Source organism: Streptomyces sp. SS1-1 (genome assembly GCF_008973465.1).
Taxonomy (GTDB): Bacteria; Actinomycetota; Actinomycetes; order Streptomycetales; family Streptomycetaceae; genus Streptomyces.
The window spans coordinates 4,813,615-4,829,040 of the sequence record NZ_WBXN01000004.1; the positions used below are offsets into that span (position 1 = coordinate 4,813,615).

18 protein-coding genes are annotated in these 15,426 nt (G+C 71.8%); 9 read left to right on the forward strand and 9 right to left on the reverse strand.

The window, feature by feature from the left end; genetic code table 11:
• The first annotated feature begins 33 nt into the window (after positions 1 to 33).
• Together F8R89_RS23595 and F8R89_RS23600 are read left to right on the forward strand one after the other, a co-directional pair.
• Positions 34 to 366 (forward strand): DUF952 domain-containing protein, encoded by a 333-nt coding sequence (locus F8R89_RS23595; protein ID WP_151785815.1) that lies wholly within the window; start codon positions 34 to 36, stop codon positions 364 to 366.
• Positions 363 to 572 (forward strand): hypothetical protein, encoded by a 210-nt coding sequence (locus F8R89_RS23600; RefSeq protein WP_151785816.1) that lies wholly within the window; start codon positions 363 to 365, stop codon positions 570 to 572. The genes F8R89_RS23595 and F8R89_RS23600 overlap by 4 nt, the downstream gene beginning before the upstream one ends.
• Here the strand turns inward: F8R89_RS23600 and F8R89_RS23605 are convergent.
• The 3 genes from F8R89_RS23605 to sodN all read right to left on the reverse strand — a co-directional run bounded on the left by F8R89_RS23605 (position 559) and on the right by sodN (position 3,476).
• Positions 559 to 1,299, reverse strand: a complete 741-nt coding sequence (locus F8R89_RS23605; RefSeq protein WP_151785817.1) for a VOC family protein — start codon at positions 1,297 to 1,299, stop codon at positions 559 to 561. The genes F8R89_RS23600 and F8R89_RS23605 overlap by 14 nt on opposite strands.
• 29 nt (positions 1,300 to 1,328) lie before the next feature.
• Entirely contained in the window at positions 1,329 to 2,810 is a 1,482-nt protein-coding gene (locus tag F8R89_RS23610; RefSeq protein ID WP_151788261.1) for a glycosyltransferase family 39 protein, read from the reverse strand.
• Positions 2,811 to 3,080: 270 nt separating this feature from the next.
• The gene (sodN, locus tag F8R89_RS23615) at positions 3,081 to 3,476 is read right to left on the reverse strand and encodes a superoxide dismutase, Ni (protein WP_151785818.1); all 396 of its coding nucleotides are present in this window, start codon (positions 3,474 to 3,476) and stop codon (positions 3,081 to 3,083) included.
• Positions 3,477 to 3,621: 145 nt separating this feature from the next.
• Between sodN and sodX the strand changes: the two genes are divergently transcribed.
• The gene (gene sodX, locus F8R89_RS23620) at positions 3,622 to 4,056 is read left to right on the forward strand and encodes a nickel-type superoxide dismutase maturation protease (protein ID WP_151788262.1); all 435 of its coding nucleotides are present in this window, start codon (positions 3,622 to 3,624) and stop codon (positions 4,054 to 4,056) included.
• Here the strand turns inward: sodX and F8R89_RS23625 are convergent.
• On the reverse strand, positions 3,960 to 4,589 hold the full coding sequence (locus F8R89_RS23625; RefSeq protein WP_151785819.1) for a CGNR zinc finger domain-containing protein: 630 nt from the start codon (positions 4,587 to 4,589) through the stop codon (positions 3,960 to 3,962). The two genes, sodX and F8R89_RS23625, sit on opposite strands and share 97 nt — an antisense overlap.
• 98 nt (positions 4,590 to 4,687) lie before the next feature.
• Here F8R89_RS23625 and F8R89_RS23630 point away from each other — a divergent pair, with 98 nt between their 5' ends.
• Positions 4,688 to 5,464, forward strand: coding sequence for a class I SAM-dependent methyltransferase (locus F8R89_RS23630; protein ID WP_151785820.1), 777 nt, complete (start codon positions 4,688 to 4,690; stop codon positions 5,462 to 5,464).
• Between the two features lie 59 nt (positions 5,465 to 5,523).
• On the opposite strand, the gene F8R89_RS23635 is transcribed toward F8R89_RS23630, so the two are convergent.
• Genes F8R89_RS23635 through F8R89_RS23645 form a run of 3 tightly spaced genes read right to left on the reverse strand, consistent with a single transcriptional unit; the run spans position 5,524 to position 8,215 of the window.
• Entirely contained in the window at positions 5,524 to 6,285 is a 762-nt protein-coding gene (locus tag F8R89_RS23635) for an amino acid ABC transporter ATP-binding protein (RefSeq protein WP_151785821.1), read from the reverse strand.
• On the reverse strand, positions 6,282 to 7,226 hold the full coding sequence (locus tag F8R89_RS23640) for an amino acid ABC transporter permease (protein WP_151785822.1): 945 nt from the start codon (positions 7,224 to 7,226) through the stop codon (positions 6,282 to 6,284). The genes F8R89_RS23635 and F8R89_RS23640 overlap by 4 nt, the downstream gene beginning before the upstream one ends.
• A 35-nt stretch (positions 7,227 to 7,261) precedes the next feature.
• Complete coding sequence (locus tag F8R89_RS23645; protein WP_151785823.1) at positions 7,262 to 8,215, reverse strand: ABC transporter substrate-binding protein; 954 nt, start codon at positions 8,213 to 8,215, stop codon at positions 7,262 to 7,264.
• Positions 8,216 to 8,878: 663 nt separating this feature from the next.
• Here F8R89_RS23645 and F8R89_RS23655 point away from each other — a divergent pair.
• The 4 genes from F8R89_RS23655 (at position 8,879) to F8R89_RS23670 (ending at position 12,255) form a co-directional block, all read left to right on the forward strand.
• Positions 8,879 to 10,102, forward strand: a complete 1,224-nt coding sequence (locus tag F8R89_RS23655; RefSeq protein WP_151785824.1) for an NADP-dependent malic enzyme — start codon at positions 8,879 to 8,881, stop codon at positions 10,100 to 10,102.
• A gap of 280 nt (positions 10,103 to 10,382) precedes the next feature.
• On the forward strand, positions 10,383 to 11,345 hold the full coding sequence (locus F8R89_RS23660) for a zinc-binding dehydrogenase (RefSeq protein ID WP_055624117.1): 963 nt from the start codon (positions 10,383 to 10,385) through the stop codon (positions 11,343 to 11,345).
• A 137-nt stretch (positions 11,346 to 11,482) separates the two neighbouring features.
• On the forward strand, positions 11,483 to 11,692 hold the full coding sequence (locus tag F8R89_RS23665) for a helix-turn-helix domain-containing protein (RefSeq protein ID WP_003997975.1): 210 nt from the start codon (positions 11,483 to 11,485) through the stop codon (positions 11,690 to 11,692).
• Positions 11,692 to 12,255 (forward strand): Clp protease N-terminal domain-containing protein, encoded by a 564-nt coding sequence (locus tag F8R89_RS23670; RefSeq protein WP_151785825.1) that lies wholly within the window; start codon positions 11,692 to 11,694, stop codon positions 12,253 to 12,255. Before F8R89_RS23665 ends, F8R89_RS23670 begins: the two co-directional genes overlap by 1 nt.
• A 42-nt stretch (positions 12,256 to 12,297) precedes the next feature.
• Here the strand turns inward: F8R89_RS23670 and F8R89_RS23675 are convergent, their stop codons facing one another.
• Both F8R89_RS23675 and F8R89_RS23680 read right to left on the reverse strand, forming a co-directional pair.
• Positions 12,298 to 13,410, reverse strand: a complete 1,113-nt coding sequence (locus F8R89_RS23675; protein ID WP_151785826.1) for a PadR family transcriptional regulator — start codon at positions 13,408 to 13,410, stop codon at positions 12,298 to 12,300.
• Position 13,411: 1 nt separating this feature from the next.
• On the reverse strand, positions 13,412 to 14,401 hold the full coding sequence (locus F8R89_RS23680; RefSeq protein WP_151785827.1) for a DUF4097 family beta strand repeat-containing protein: 990 nt from the start codon (positions 14,399 to 14,401) through the stop codon (positions 13,412 to 13,414).
• 170 nt (positions 14,402 to 14,571) lie between these two features.
• Here F8R89_RS23680 and F8R89_RS23685 point away from each other — a divergent pair, with 170 nt between their 5' ends.
• On the forward strand, positions 14,572 to 15,414 hold the full coding sequence (locus F8R89_RS23685; RefSeq protein ID WP_151785828.1) for a hypothetical protein: 843 nt from the start codon (positions 14,572 to 14,574) through the stop codon (positions 15,412 to 15,414).
• Positions 15,415 to 15,426 lie beyond the last annotated feature (12 nt).

A 15,426-nucleotide genomic window follows, 5' to 3' on the forward strand; every position in this document is an offset into this window, starting at 1 on the left:
AAGCCGGTCCACCCCGGACCGTAGGCTCGCCGCATGTCCGAACACGCGTACATCCTCCACCTCACCGAGCGCTCGCTCTGGGAGGCCGCCCGCGAGCGCGGTGCCTACGAGATCTCCACTCGTGGCCGCACGCTCCAGGAGGAGGGCTTCATCCACTGCTCGACCCGTGCCCAGCTCCCGGCGGTCGCCGCCTTCCTCTACGGCTCCTACGACGGCCACGACGACCTGGTCGTGCTGGTCGTCGACCCGGAGCGGCTGCACGTGCCGCTGCGCTACGAAGCCGTGAAGCCGGGCGGCGAGGAGTTTCCGCACGTGTACGGACCCCTGCCGGTGAGCGCCGTGGTCGACGTGGAGCGGTGGGCGTGACGGGGCGGCGCCGGTTATGGCGGTGGATCGTGGCGGCCTGGCTGGTGCTGGCCGCCGTCGCGGGCGGCGTGACGCTGTGGCTGCGGGACGCCGCAGGACCGCCGGGGCCGTACCGCTGGGAGAACGCGACCAGCCCCACGCCCCCGCCTGAGTGCACACCGCCCGAGCCCGGCGAGGACACCCTGTGCTTCGTCAGGTCCCGCTGAGCGCGCCCGTGCCCGGATCGCGAGACGTCAGGCAGTAGACGCCACCCGCCGGGTCCCGCATCACCGTCCAGTGCGCGCCCTCCGCGACGAAGACGGCGCCCAGCTCCTCGTGCCGGGCACGGGTCGCCGGCACATCCGCGCAGGCGAGGTCGAGATGGGCCGAGGCCGCGCGCTCCTCGCCGAGCCGCTGGATGAGGACGCGGACCGGCAGCCCGGCCGGGGGACGCAGCACATGGAACTCGGGGCGCGAGCCGGGCCGGGACTCCCAGCCGTCCAACAGCGCGGTGAAGAAGGCGACTTCGGCGTCGAACGCGGAGGGCGGGACGTCCAGGCAGACCTGGTCGAGACGGCTCCCGTCCACGACGGGCGGCCGGACCGCCTCCCCGGCCCACGGCACCGCGCAGAACGACAGCCCCGCCGGCGTGCGCAGCACGGCCCACCCGTCGTGCTCGGCGACCAGCCCGGCCCCGCGCTCCGACGCGCCGTCCACGAACGCCCGTACGTCCTCGACGGCGAAGTCGAGATGCGCGCCCCCGGCCCCCGATCCGACCCCCTGCACCTTGACGCAGGGGTCCGCCCCGCCGCCCGGCAGCAGGGTGACGAACTCGTCCCGCTCGCCCCGGAAGGCCGACAGGCCACTCTCCGTCACCGCCGCCCAGAAGGTGTGGGCCCGTCCGAAGACGGCGGCGGGCCGGTCCACGAAGGCGTACGTCCAGCGGATGCTCATGGGGTGATCGTAGGCCGGGCAACCGCCGCTCACCGGGACGGCCGCCGCTCGTACACGGTCACCCGCCGCCCGCGCACCTGTAAGTCCGCCACCACGCCGAAGTACCGCGTCAGCAGGGCCGACTTGACCTGGTCCCGGCGCCCCGCCACCGGCCGGGCCACCGCCGCCGCGTCCGTGACGAGCAGGATGCGCCGCTGGGCCAGCATCGCGGACCGTATCCGGGCGGGCGACGCCTCCTCGCCTTTCAGCGTGCCGGACTCCACCGGGCCACGGGCCAGCGCTATGTCCCGCAGCCCCGCGAAGGCGGCCGGCGACACCAGCGCGGTGTCCCGCCGGGCCGCCGGCACGAACACTACGGCGTCGCCGCCCCGCTTCAGCCGCCCCACGTCCGCCGCCACCGCCAGCACGTCGTCGACGCGGCTCGCCGGGGACCGCTTCGCCAGCGACTGGGGCAGCAGCGCGACCAGTGCCACCGCGACCGCCACCGGGACCAGGGCCGCCGACACCCGCGGCAGCCGCGGCCGGAGCGCCCGGACGGCCGCGCCCAGCGCGGTGCCGATGAGCAGCGCCAGACCCAGCATCGAGAACAGCACATAGCGGTCCAGGAAGAGCGGCTTCACCAAGGAGACGCCCAGGAGCAGGAGTTGGGGCACCGCCAGCAGTGGAAGCCCCACCGCCGCCGCCGACACACGCCGGGTGCGGGGGCGGTCCACCAGGGCGCCGAGCGCCCCGATCGCGACGAGGACCCCGGGGCCGATCAGCTGGTGCCAGGTCAACGGCGGTATCCAGGAGACCTGTTCGGCCTGCCCGAGGCTGAACAGGATCAGCGGCAGCACCGCCGCCACGGCGACCGCCGACGCCCCCGCCCAGCGCGCCAGGACCCGGCGAGGGGTGCGCGTCCACGCCAGGGTCACGAGATGCGCGGGCAGCACCAGCAGCGCCAGCCAGTTCAGCAGCCCGCACACGGCGACCACGGCCGCGTAGGCGATCCAGTGCCGGCGCCGGGCACGCCCTTCCAGGGCGGTCACGAGCAGCACGGTCGCGACCCCGGCCCCGGCGGTCACGAGGGCGTACGGGCGCCCCTCCTGCAGGTGGAACTGCACGGCGGGGATCAGCCCGAGGGCCAGCCCGGCGGCCGGCCCCGCCGAGGCCCCGGCGAGCCGCTGCCCGAGCCGGGTGACACAGGCCGCCGCGACGGCCATGGCCAGCACCGAGGGAAGCCGCAGGGTGGTCGTGCCGGCGCCGAAGCAGGTGAACAGGGCGTGCATCAGCAGGTAGTAGAGGCCGTGCACGGCGTCGACGTGCTCCAGCATGTGTGCGATCGCCCCGCTGGAGCGCCGGGCCACCTGCCAGGTCGCGGCCTCGTCCCGCCAGACGCTCTGCTGCCGGGAGAGCCCCCACAGCCCGAGAGCGACGGTCCACACCGCGGGGACCACCCACAGCAACGACCGCCGAGACCGCCGGCGCACCGGCTCCAGGGCGTGCGCGCGGGGCACGACCGCCGCCGTCATGACGGCCGTCGAGGACGTTTCGGGCACGCGTGTTCCCCCCGGGAATCGGCATCTCGCCCACCGGGGTGGACATGCCAAAACCTACGGGGTCATGTCGATCAAGAACGACTTCTCAGCGGGTGAACACCGTCACGGCCCCTTCAGGGAACCGGGGGCCGCTGAAACGCGTGCGGGCCGAGGGCGGCCCGCCCCGACCGACACCGAAGGGGCCCGCCCGGCGAACCGGCCGAGCCCCTTCGGGCGTCGGGAGAACGACGAAACGGCCTGGGTTCAGGCCTTCTTGGTCTCCCAGAAGATCTTGTCGATCTGGGCGATGTGGTCCAGAGCCTTCTGGCCCGTCGCCGGGTCCGTCGACGCCTTGGCGGCCGAGAGGGCCTTCAGGGTGTCGTTGACCAGCTGGTGCAGCTCCGGGTACTTCTCGAAGTGCGGGGGCTTGAAGTAGTCGCTCCAGAGCACCGAGACGTGGTGCTTGGCCAGCTCGGCGCGCTGCTCCTTGATGACGGTGGCACGCGCCTGGAAGTGCGGGTCGTCGTTGGCGGCCATCTTCTCCTGGACGGCCTTCACCGACTCCGCCTCGATGCGGGCCTGGGCCGGGTCGTACACACCGCAGGGCAGGTCGCAGTGTGCGCTGACCTTGACCTTGGGGGCAAACAGGCGGGAAAGCATGGAGCATTCCTTCCTCGTGATCGTCTTCTCAGGTGGGACATTACTCCCTGCAAGACCGGATTTCGCGAGTGCCCCCGTGGGCTTAGGACAAAAGTCCAGGGTGAGACTGAGACTGGTGGAGGACCGTACCGGGGAGGTGCCGGGGATGCCGGAGTTGTCGCAGGAGACCGAGCGCGGGCGGGCCGGGCGGCCCTACGGGTGGGCCGAGGTGACCGGTCCGTCCATGGTGCCCACGCTGTACCACGGCGATCTGCTCGTGGTCTCGCACCGGGGCCGCACCCGTCCCGGTGACATCGTCGTCCTGCGTCATCCCTTCCAGCAGGACCTGCTCGTCGTCAAGCGCGCGGCCGAGCGCCGGGAGGGCGGCTGGTGGGTGCTGGCCGACAACGCGTTCGCCGGCGGCGACAGCACCGACTACGGCGTCGTCCCCGACGAGCTGATCCTGGGCCGTGTACGGCTGCGGGTCCGGCCGCGCAAGCCCGGTCAGCGCTCCCCGTGGGCCGTGCTGCGCTGGGCGCTGTCGGCGGTGCGCCCGGTGCTGGCCGACCGGTCGGCCTCCAGGCGCTTGCGGGCCCGGTAGGCGGCGACGTTGGCACGGGTCGCGCAGCGGTCCGAGCAGTAGCGCCGGGAGCGGTTGGTCGAGGTGTCCAGGTAGGCGTTGCGGCAGGGCGACGCCTCGCACAGCCCCAGCCGGTCGACGCCGTACTCCGTCAGATGGAACGCCAGGCCCATCGCGGCGATGGCCGCGTAACCGGCGGTCGCGTTCGACGGATGGTCGGCCAGGTGCATGTGCCACAGCGGGCGCCCGTCCTCGTCCCGGACGTCGTGCCCGGAGATCTGCGGGCTCACCGGGAACTCCAGGAGCAGGGCGTTCAGCAGGTTCACCGCGGTGGACTCGTCGCCCTCGTCCGCCGCCTCGAAGACCGACCGCAGGCGTGCGCGGACCGAGCGGAAGCGGGTCACGTCGGCCTCGGTGGCGCGGCGGGCCGCCTCCTGGCCGCCGCCGAAGAGGTCGCGGACGGCCTCGACCGAGGTCAGCGAGTCCTTGCCCCGGGCCGGGTCCTCGCTGTTGACGAGCCGTACGGCGTAGTCCGAGTAATAGGCCAGTTCCACTTGTAGTCCTTACGGAGACGTTCTATCGTCGTCGTGCGGTCGGGTAATGGGCGATCGCGCATCCAGGGTATTACGCAATCCTGTGACGGAGGGGCCCGATGACGGATCTGGACAGCACGGCGACCACGGCCACGGCGGACTGGGCCGGCTGGCAGCGCAGCTGGGACCGGCAGCAGGAGTGGTACATGCCCGACCGGGAGGACCGCTTCCGGATCATGCTGGACATGGTCGAGGCCCTCGTCGGCCCCGCCCCGCGCGTGCTCGACCTCGCGTGCGGCACCGGAAGTATCTCGGCCCGGCTGCTCGCGCGGTTCCCGGAGGCCACCAGCACCGGCGTCGACCTCGACCCGGCGCTCCTCGCCATCGCCGAGGGCACCTTCGCGGGCGACGAGCGGATCTCGTTCGTCACGGCCGACCTCAAGGACCCCGACTGGCCGGCCCGGCTGCCGTACGACTCCTACGACGCCGTCCTGACCGCCACGGCCCTGCACTGGCTGCACCGTGAACCCCTCGTGGCCCTCTACGGTCAGGTCGCGGAGCTCGTCCGTGACGGCGGTGTCTTCATGAACGCGGACCACATGATCGACGAATCGACGCCCCGGATCAACGCCGCCGAGCGCGCCCAGCGCCACGCGCGCATGGAGGCGGCCAGGGCGGACGGCGTCCACGACTGGTCCGAGTGGTGGCGGCTGGCGGCCCAGGACCCGGCCCTCGCCGAGCCGACGGCCCGCCGCTTCGAGATCTACGGCGACCACGCCGACGGCGAGATGCCCTCGGCCGCCTGGCACGCGCGCGTCCTGCGCGAGGCCGGCTTCGGGGAGGCCCGGCCGGTCTGGTGCTCCCCGTCGGACACGCTGCTGCTGGCGCTGAAGTAGCGGATGACGAGAGGGGCGGTACGGATGATCCGTACCGCCCCTCTCGGGCCTGCCAGGTGTCAGAGCACCTTGGACAGGAACGCCTGCGTCCGCTCGTGCTGCGGGTTGGTCAGGACCTCCCGCGGATCGCCGGACTCGACGACCACACCGCCGTCCATGAAGACCAGGCTGTCGCCGACCTCGCGGGCGAAGCCCATCTCATGCGTGACGACGACCATCGTCATGCCGGACTCGGCCAGGTCGCGCATGACGTCCAGGACGTCGCCGACCAGCTCCGGGTCGAGCGCCGAGGTGGGCTCGTCGAAGAGCATCAGCTTTGGGTCCATGGCCAGCGCACGGGCGATCGCCACGCGCTGCTGCTGGCCGCCGGAGAGCTGCGAGGGGTAGTTCCCGGCCTTGTCGGCCAGACCGACCCGGTCGAGGAGCTCGCGCGCCCGCTCCCGGGCCTGGCCCTTCGCGACGCCCTTGACCTGGATCGGCGCCTCGATGACGTTCTCCAGGGCCGTCATGTGCGGGAACAGGTTGAACCGCTGGAACACCATGCCGATGTCCCGGCGCTTCAGCGCGACCTCGCTGTCCTTGAGCTCGTACAGCTTGTCGCCCTTCTGGCGGTAGCCGACCAGCTCGCCGTCGACGTACAGCCGTCCGGCGTTGATCTTCTCCAGGTGGTTGATGCACCGCAGGAAGGTCGACTTGCCGGAACCCGAGGGACCGATGAGGCAGAACACCTCACCCTGCTTGACCTCGAGGTCGATGCCCTTGAGGACCTCTACCGGGCCGAAGGACTTGTGGACGCCCTCGGCCTTGACCATGGCGGTCATGCGGTGCCTCCCGTCGACGCCGAGCGGTTGGACAGGGACAGCAGGTTCGCCTTGATCTTCTGGAACGGCGTGGCCGGCAGCGACCGGCTCGAACCGCGCGCGTAGTAGCGCTCCAGGTAGTACTGGCCGATGCTGAAGACCGAGGTCAGCAGCAGGTACCAGGCGGCGGCGAGGAACAGCATCTCGGCCGGGGCACCGGAGGTCTGGCCGATGTCCTGGGCCGCGCGGAACAGCTCGGGGTACTGGACGACCGAGACCAGCGAGGTCGTCTTCAGCATGTTGATGACCTCGTTGCCCGTCGGCGGCACGATCACGCGCATGGCCTGCGGGATGACGATGCGGCGCAGCGTCTTGACGTGGCTCATGCCGAGCGCGTGCGAGGCCTCCGTCTGGCCCTCGTCGACGGCGAGCAGACCGGCGCGGCAGATCTCCGCCATGTACGCCGCCTCGTTGAGGCCGAGACCCAGGAGCGCCGTCAGGAACGGCGTCATGAAGTCGGACCACTCGTTCTTGTAGAACGGGCCGAGGTTGATGTACTCGAAGACCAGGCCGAGGTTGAACCAGACGATGAGCTGGACCAGGACCGGGGTGCCGCGGAAGAACCAGATGTAGAACCACGCGATGGACGAGGTCACGGGGTTCTTGGACAGGCGCATCACGGCGAGCAGGACGCCGCCGATGATGCCGATCGCCATGGACAGGATCGTCAGGAGCAGGGTCCTGCCGACGCCGTCGAGGATGCGGTCGTCGAAGAAGTAGTCCGGGATCGCACCCCAGTTGATCTTGCCCTGGGAGAACGCGTACACGACGGCAGCCAGCAGGGCGAGCGCCACGACGGCGGAGACGTACCGTCCGTAGTGGCGGACCGGGATGGCCTTGATGGCCTCCGGGCCGGCCGGCGGGGTGTCCGCCGGCCCGTCCTTCTTGTCGATGTCAGTCACAGGTGTTGCCTTTCAGTGCCCGCTGTCCGGCGCGGTCACTTGCCGCCGTTGACGGTGGCTTCCTTCACCGCACCGTCCTCGACGCCCCACTTCTTGATGATCTTCTCGTACTCGCCGTTCTCGATGATCGCGTCGAGGGCGGCCTTGAGGGCGTCCCGCAGCTGGGTGTTGGTCTTGGCGACGGCGATGCCGTACGGGGCGGCCTCGACCTGCTCGCCGACCAGCTGGAAGTCGTTGCCGCCGCCGGAGGTCTTCACGGCGTACGCGGCGACGGGGAAGTCGGACGAACCGGCGGCGGCGCCACCGGCGCGCAGGCGGGTCTGGGCCTGCTGGTCGTTGTCGAAGGCCTCGATGGTGATGGTCTTGCCGCCGGAGCACTTCTTGGCCTCGGCCTTGGCCAGGTCCTCGGAGACCGTGCCGCGCTGCACGACGATCTTCTTGCCGCACAGGTCCGACCAGGTCTTGATGTCGGTGTTCTTGCCCTTCTGGGTGTAGATCGAGACACCGGCCGTGAAGTAGTCGACGAAGTCGACGCCCTCACCGACCTTCTTGCCGGTGTCCGAGTCGATGCCCTCCTGGCGGTCCTTGGTGTCCGTCATGGCCGACATGGCGATGTCGTAGCGCTTGGAACGCAGACCGGTGATGAGGCTGTCGAAGGTGCCGTTCTCGAACTGGAACGTCACGCCGAGCTGCTTGCCCATGGCGGCGGCCAGGTCGGGGTCGATGCCGACCGTCTTGCCGGAGTCGTCCTTGAACTCGACCGGGGCGTACGCGATGTCCGAGCCGACCTTGATGACGCCCTTGTCGCGGATCGCCTGCGGCAGCTTGTCGGCGAGCGGCGCCGCGCTCTTCGAGCCGGAGCTCTCCGAGTTGCTGTCGGTCTGGTCACCGCAACCGGTGAGAATCAGTGCGCCTGCGACCGCGATCGAGCCGACCACTGCCAACCGGGAGCGAGCGGCGGTCGTACGACGGGTGGTGCGTGCGGTCATGGTGGGTTCCTCCGGCGGATGGGTGGAGTTGCCGATGGGGCGGGCGCCTGCCGGTGGACCGGCAGGGGCCTGGAGTTGCTCAGGTCGACGAGAGCACACGCCTTCGAGTGTCGCGACCCTGTGTGATTACGGCATCTTGCCATTCGGACTGGGCCATTCAGGGCGCCCGCCATGTCAAAATCGGATAACGGGTTACCCCCGAACCGCCGCGGGCCGGTCCACCCAGACCGCACCTCTTGCGGGAATCCATCCTTCCGGCCGGAAGATCTTCGGCGTTTCGCGGGATACGGACCGGTGGTGTGCGGGGTACGTGAGGGTCATCGGCCTTTCATAATGTTTGGTGATGATTGTCCGCCCATTTCGGCACGATTCACACCGGTGACGTCCTCACGTCGTGTCCGATTCGTATCCATGGGTGAGGAAGTCTCCCCATGCGTCATGTGATCTTGCACGTATTGGACTCGTCCCGGCGCGGTCCGTCCGGTAAGAAGGTTCTTTACACCCCTCATCCGGGGCTTCAGGGCGCGTGTGCGGCGCGCCCGTCGCGTATGGGCCGTACGTCGTACGTCGTACGTATCAACGAGCAGGGCCATGCGCGTCCCCGCCCACTTCTCACCAGGAGTGGTCCCACCCTCAACCAGAACACCTAAGGGGTCAGACAAAGTGGCAGCGGAGATCGTCAATCCTCGCAGCGGGGGCAATACCGATCAGGACGGCGGGGTCGAGCCCCTCGATTCCTTCGATCCGGCATTCGCCCTGCACCGCGGCGGCAAGATGGCCGTGCAGGCCACCGTGCCGGTCCGCGACAAGGACGACCTGTCCCTGGCGTACACGCCCGGCGTCGCGAAAGTGTGCAGCGCGATCGCCGAGCAGCCGGACCTCGTCAACGACTACACGTGGAAGTCGTCCGTCGTCGCCGTCGTCACCGACGGCACGGCCGTGCTGGGGCTCGGTGACATCGGCCCCGAAGCCTCCCTCCCGGTGATGGAGGGCAAGGCGATCCTGTTCAAGCAGTTCGGCGGGGTCGACGCCGTCCCGATCGCGCTCGCCTGCACCGGCGTCGACGAGATCGTCGAGACCGTGGTGCGCCTCGCGCCGTCCTTCGGCGGGGTGAACCTGGAGGACATCTCGGCGCCCCGGTGCTTCGAGATCGAGCGCAGGCTGCAGGAGCGTCTCGACATCCCGGTCTTCCACGACGACCAGCACGGCACGGCCGTCGTCACGCTGGCCGCCCTGCGCAACGCGGCGCGGCTGACCGGCAAGGGCCTCGCGGACCTGCGGGCCGTCATCTCCGGCGCCGGCGCGGCCGGGGTCGCCATCGCCCGGATGCTGGTCGAGGCCGGCATCGGCGATGTCGCGGTGGCCGACCGCAAGGGCGTCGTGTCGGCCGACCGGACCGACCTGACGGACGTCAAGCGTGAGGTGGCCGGCTTCACCAACAAGGCCGGGCTCACCGGCTCGCTGGAGTCGGCGCTGGCCGGCGCGGACGTCTTCATCGGCGTCTCCGGCGGCACGGTGTCCGAGGAGGCCGTCGCCTCCATGGCGGAGGGCGCGTTCGTCTTCGCCATGGCCAACCCGAACCCCGAGGTGCACCCGGAGGTCGCGCACAAGTACGCGGCCGTCGTCGCCACGGGCCGGTCGGACTTCCCGAACCAGATCAACAACGTGCTGGCCTTCCCGGGCATCTTCGCCGGGGCGCTCCAGGTGCGGGCCTCCCGCATCACCGAGGGCATGAAGATCGCCGCCGCCGAGGCGCTCGCCGGTGTCGTCGGTGACGACCTCGCCGCCGACTACGTGATCCCGTCCCCGTTCGACGAGCGGGTGGCTCCCGCGGTCACCGCGGCCGTCGCCGCCGCCGCGCGCGCCGAGGGCGTCGCGCGCCGCTGACCCGGACGTCGCATGGACGGCCCCGCCCGGCTTCCGGGCGGGGCCGTTCGCTCGTACCGCCGGTGCGTGCCGTCTCGTTGTGCCGCCCGCCGATGCGTGCCGTCTCTTTACCCGGCCGCTCGTCCGTCCGGGTGAGCGGGGAGGGCGGGCCCGGCGTGTCGCGCGGAAGGGGCTCCGCGGGCGCGGAAGGCCCACGGGGTGCTCCGCGGCTTGGCAAGAGGGCGTGTCTCACAACGCCCCACCGTTCCGCCGGCCGGGCGCGGAGCCTATCGTCGAGGTCATGTTCGCCGTCTACGCCGCCCGAATCGACCGCGACCAGCCGCTCTCCGGCCTGGAGTTGGGGGACCGCCCGGCCCCCGAGGCCCGCCCCGGCTGGAGCACCATCGACGTCAGGGCCGCCTCCCTGAACCATCACGACCTCTGGTCCCTGCGAGGTGTGGGCCTCCCCGAGGAGCGGCTGCCGATGATCCTCGGCTGCGACGCCGCGGGCGTCGACGAGGACGGCAACGAGGTCGTCCTGCACTCCGTCATCGGTCAGAGCGGGCACGGGGTCGGCCCCCGCGAGCCCCGGTCCATCCTCACCGAGCGGTACCAGGGCACCTTCGCCGAGCAGGTCGCCGTTCCCACGTGGAACGTCCTGCCCAAGCCCAAGGAGCTCTCCTTCGAGGAGGCCGCCTGCCTGCCCACCGCCTGGCTGACGGCGTACCGGATGCTGTTCACCAACGCCGGTGTACGGCCCGGCGACTCGGTGCTCGTGCAGGGGGCCGGCGGCGGTGTCGCCACGGCCGCCATCGTCCTCGGCAAGGCGGCGGGGCTGCGCGTCTTCGCCACCAGCAGGGACGAGGCCAAGCGCAAGCGCGCCCTGGAGCTGGGCGCCGTGGAGGCCGTGGAGTCGGGGGCCCGGCTGCCGCAGCGCGTGGACGCCGTGATCGAGACCGTGGGCGCGGCCACCTGGTCGCACTCCGTGAAGTCGCTGAAGCCCGGCGGCACGCTGGTCATCTCCGGTGCCACCAGCGGCGACCGGCCCTCGCACGCCGAACTCACCCGGATCTTCTTCCTGGAGCTGAAGGTCGTCGGCTCCACCATGGGCACGAAGGACGAGTTGGAGGACCTGCTGTCCTTCTGCGCCGCGACCGGGGTGCGTCCGGTGATCGACGAGGTGCTTCCGATGGACCGCGCCCGCGAGGGCTTCGAGCGGATGGCGTCCGGCGAGCAGTTCGGGAAGATCGTGCTCACCAACTGAACCTCACCAACTGAACCTCACCAACTGAACCTCACCAACTGAGCCTGGGTGCCATGCCGTTCGCGTTCCCGGGCCTCAGGCATGACGCATGTCAACTGGGGTTGACATGCCGAGGCTTGTCAACCAATATTGACAGCATGACCGAGGCAACGGATCTCGCCGAGCGGGCGGGAGATCGCGATCCACGCGTGGGCCTGCGGGCCGTCGCGGCACTGCGCCGGCTGCTGGAACAGCTGGAGGCGGTGCAGGTGCGCAGCGCGCGCAACCAAGGGTGGTCGTGGCAGGAGATCGCCGCGGAACTCGGGGTCAGCAGGCAGGCCGTGCACAAGAAATACGGGAGGCGTTGATGTTCGAGCGGTTCACGAAGGACGCCCGCGCGGTGGTGGCGGGCGCGGTGGAGCACGCCGAGCGGGACAAGGCGCCGGCCGTCGGGGCCGAGCATCTGCTCCTCGCCCTGCTCGACCGGGAGGGCGGCCGGGCGTCGTTCGCCCTGGCGGCACTCGGCGGTGTGGAGTGGGTCGACTCCGTACGCCGGGCGCTCGGCGACGCCCGGCGGCGGGGCGGGCTCTCGCAGGCCGAGACCGAGGCGCTCGCCGGACTGGGCATCGACGTCACGGAGATCGTCGCCCGGGTCGAGGAGGCGCACGGCGTCGGCGCGCTCGCCGGGGACCGCCGGAGCGGCACCGGGTGGTCAGGGCACCGCCCGTTCAGCAAGGACGCCAAGGACGTGCTGACGCGGTCGCTGCGCATGGCCGTCGCCCGCCGGGACCGTCACATCGGCGACGAGCATCTGCTGCTCGCCCTGACCAGCCGCCCCGGCGTGCCCGCCGAGGCCCTCGCCGACCACGGCGTCACCCACGAGTCCGTCACCCGGGTCCTGTACGGCGGCCCGGAGACCAAGGCCGGCTGAGAGGCCACCGCCGGCCGGGGCACGCCCGAGGCCGGGTCTCCCTCAGGACCTGGGCGCCCGCAGCACGGCCCCGATGTGGGCCGCCGCCGTCGACAAGTGGCGGCGGACGTCCCGGAACTGGTCCGGTGTCACACCGTGGTCGCGGGCCGCGTCGCGGATGTCGTCGCGGAACCGGTCGAGCAGGCGGTCCAGATCGCGGACCGGGTCACCGGTGCCGGCCTCATGGGACCAGGAGGGCTCGTAGCCGGCCGGGAAGTCCTCCGGGGTCTCGGAGAACTCCGGGGGGCGGGTGTACTCGGCGGCGGGGGAGTCCCCGGCCGGATCGGCACCGGGGGAGGACGCGCCCTTCGAGGCGGAACCCTGGGACGAGGCGCCCTGGCGGCCGAAACCGAAGTCCCGGCCGAGCCCCTTGCCGTAGTCCTTGCCGAAGTCGCCGAACTCCTTGGCCAGTTCCGTCAGGCCCTCGCGCAGCCCCGTCGGCCAGTCGCCGCGCGCGAAGTGGTCCTGCACCTGCTCCTGGACCTTGCGGGCGATGCGCTGGACCTCCTCCTGCGCCTGGGCCCGGGCGCGGTCCTGCGCCTCCTTGGCCTGGCGCCGGGCGCGCTGGGCCTCCTCGCGGGCGCGACGGCTTTCGTCCTTGGCGCGGCGGGCCTGCTCCTTCCACTCCTGCTTGGCCCGGCGCATCTCCTCCTTGGCGGCCCGCCACGCCTCCTTGTCGCCGACGTCCCCATGGTCGCCGTAGGAGGTCTCCGACCGGGAGCCGCCCTTGCGGGCCTCGGACGCGGCGGCCCGCATCTCGCGCCGCAGATCCCCGGCCGCGCCGCGCACATCGGCCTGCATCTCGGCGGCCAGCTCGGCGACCGACTCCCGGATCTCCAGCTCCAGGTCGGCCAGTTCACCGCTGCGGTCGGCCAGTTCGGCGCGACCGGCGTCCGTGATCGCGTATACCTTGCGGCCGCCCTCGGTGGTGTGGGTGACCAGGCCCTCGGCCTCCAGCTTCGCCAGACGGGGGTAGACGGTGCCGGCGGACGGCGCGTACAGCCCCTGGAAGCGCTCCTCCAGGAGGCGGATCACCTCGTAGCCGTGGCGGGGCGCCTCGTCCAGCAGCTTCAGCAGATACAGGCGGAGACGGCCGTGGGCGAAGACGGGGGGCATGTCAGAGCACCTTCTTGTCGGTCGGGCCGTCGGCCGGGCGGGGTGTGGGGGCGCCGGACGGGTCGTCGCCCTGGCCGGAGAGGGAATTGTCCCCCGCCGCGTCCGCCGGACCGTCCACCGGGCCCGGTGCCGCACCCGGAGTGGGGCCCGGCTCCTTGCCGGTGTGCCCCTCCCACGGCTCCTCGTCGCGTGGCGGGCGGCGCAGCAGGGCGATCGAGCCGGAGACCGTCGTCGCCCGGAGCTTGCCGGTGCCGGCGCCCAGCCGTCCGGTGATCTTGTGGGCGCCCCACTGGCCGTGCACCCGCAGGTCGTCGAAGGCGTTGGAGATGGTGCCGCTCGCGGTGTTGGCCTCGATGTCCGCGTCCGCCGGGGCGGGCAGCCGTATCGCGATCTCGCCGGAGACGCTGGTGAGCCGGACGTCCGTCGGGCCCTCCGGGTCGAGGTCGACGATCATGGACCCGCTGACCGAGTCCGCCTTCACCGAGGAGCCGGCCCCCTCGACGACCGTCAGATCGCCGGAGACCGAGTTGAAGCGCAGGTCGCCGGTGACGGCCTGTGCCTCCAGGTTCCCCGAGACGGTGTCCGCGCGGACCGGGCCGGACAGGCCGACGAGTGTCGTGTCGCCGGTGACGCCCTTGATCACGGACGGCCCCCGCAGCCCGGAGACGAACGCGCTCGCGCCGACCACGCCCACCTCGACCCGGGTGCCGGCCGGTACCGCCAGGGAGACCACCGCGCTGCGGCGCCAGCCCTTGCGGTCCAGCCACTTGAGGAACCCCTTCCAGGGCAGGTCGTCGTAGGCGACGGTCAGGGTGCCGTGCCGCTGGGTCACCACCAGGGGCGGGCCCTCCAGCTCGGAGACCTCCAGGCGGGCGGAACCCTCCTCGGTGCCCACGACGTTCACCGTGCCGTTGACGACGCGGACGTGCAGGTCGCGCACCGGCTCCTCGAAAGTGAGTTTCCTGGGCTCCGTGACGGACCACTCGGGCATGGTGCGGACCTCCTGGCTGACCGGGTGCGGCTCGCGGGCCGGACCTGAACACGACACGCCATATCGCGTCTTCCGTAAAACACGATATATCGCGGGCAGGGAAAGTCAAGGCACTCGTTCTGGTGATCACAAATCCCGCTGACCGGACAATCCGGCCTAGCGTGGGAGGCATGTCGACGGAACAGTCCCGGTCCGCCCGTGAGGCCCAGCCGGCCCCGGGCGCCCTGCTCCTGTGCCGGGCGGAACCCGATGCCGTCGCGCCCGTGGCCCGGCTGCTGCGCGAGGACATGCTGATCGCCCCCGCCGGCGAGGGGTGGAGCGTCCTCGTCCCCGAGGGCAGGCCCTGGCAGGACGGCGGTGAGCCCGTCGACCGCGTCCTCTCCGGATGGGCGCTCGCCCTGGCCGTCGGCGCCCCCTGGCCCGCGCTCGCCCTGTGGTGGGACACCGAACGCGCCGGGTTCTCCCTCGCCTCGGGCTTCCGCCGCCCGGTCGGCTACGAATGGCTCGCCAACGGCACCCCGGCGGGAGTGGACGAGGCCATGCACACCTTCGCCGGGCGGCTCGGCCTCGACCCCGTGCTCGACGTGCAGTCCCTCGACGACCTGACCCGCCCCGACCCTGCCTCCGACGCCCGCTCCCGGCTGCGCGGCCTGCTCGCCGTCCTCCAGCGCGCGGGCGTGGACCTGCCCGGCGGTCTCGCGCCGGGCGACAGCGCCGAACTGATGTGCGCCACCGCGCGCGCCTGGCCGCACACGCGCCCCGCACAGGACGCGAACCGGTCCGAGGGCGACGGCGCGGACCGGCACGGGACACAGGAGGACCGTCCCGGCCCCTGGCCGTGGACCGCCGGGCCGTGGGGCCGCGTGCTCTCCCTGGCCCAGATCGCGGCCGGTCTGCCCCTCACCGCCTGGGGCGTGCACCGCCGCAGCGGCGGCTGGACGGCCGCGGGCGCGCTCCTGCTGGCCCATGGCGCGCTCGGTCTCGCCTGGGCGCCGGTCAGGCCGCTGGACTGACGCCCGAGGGCG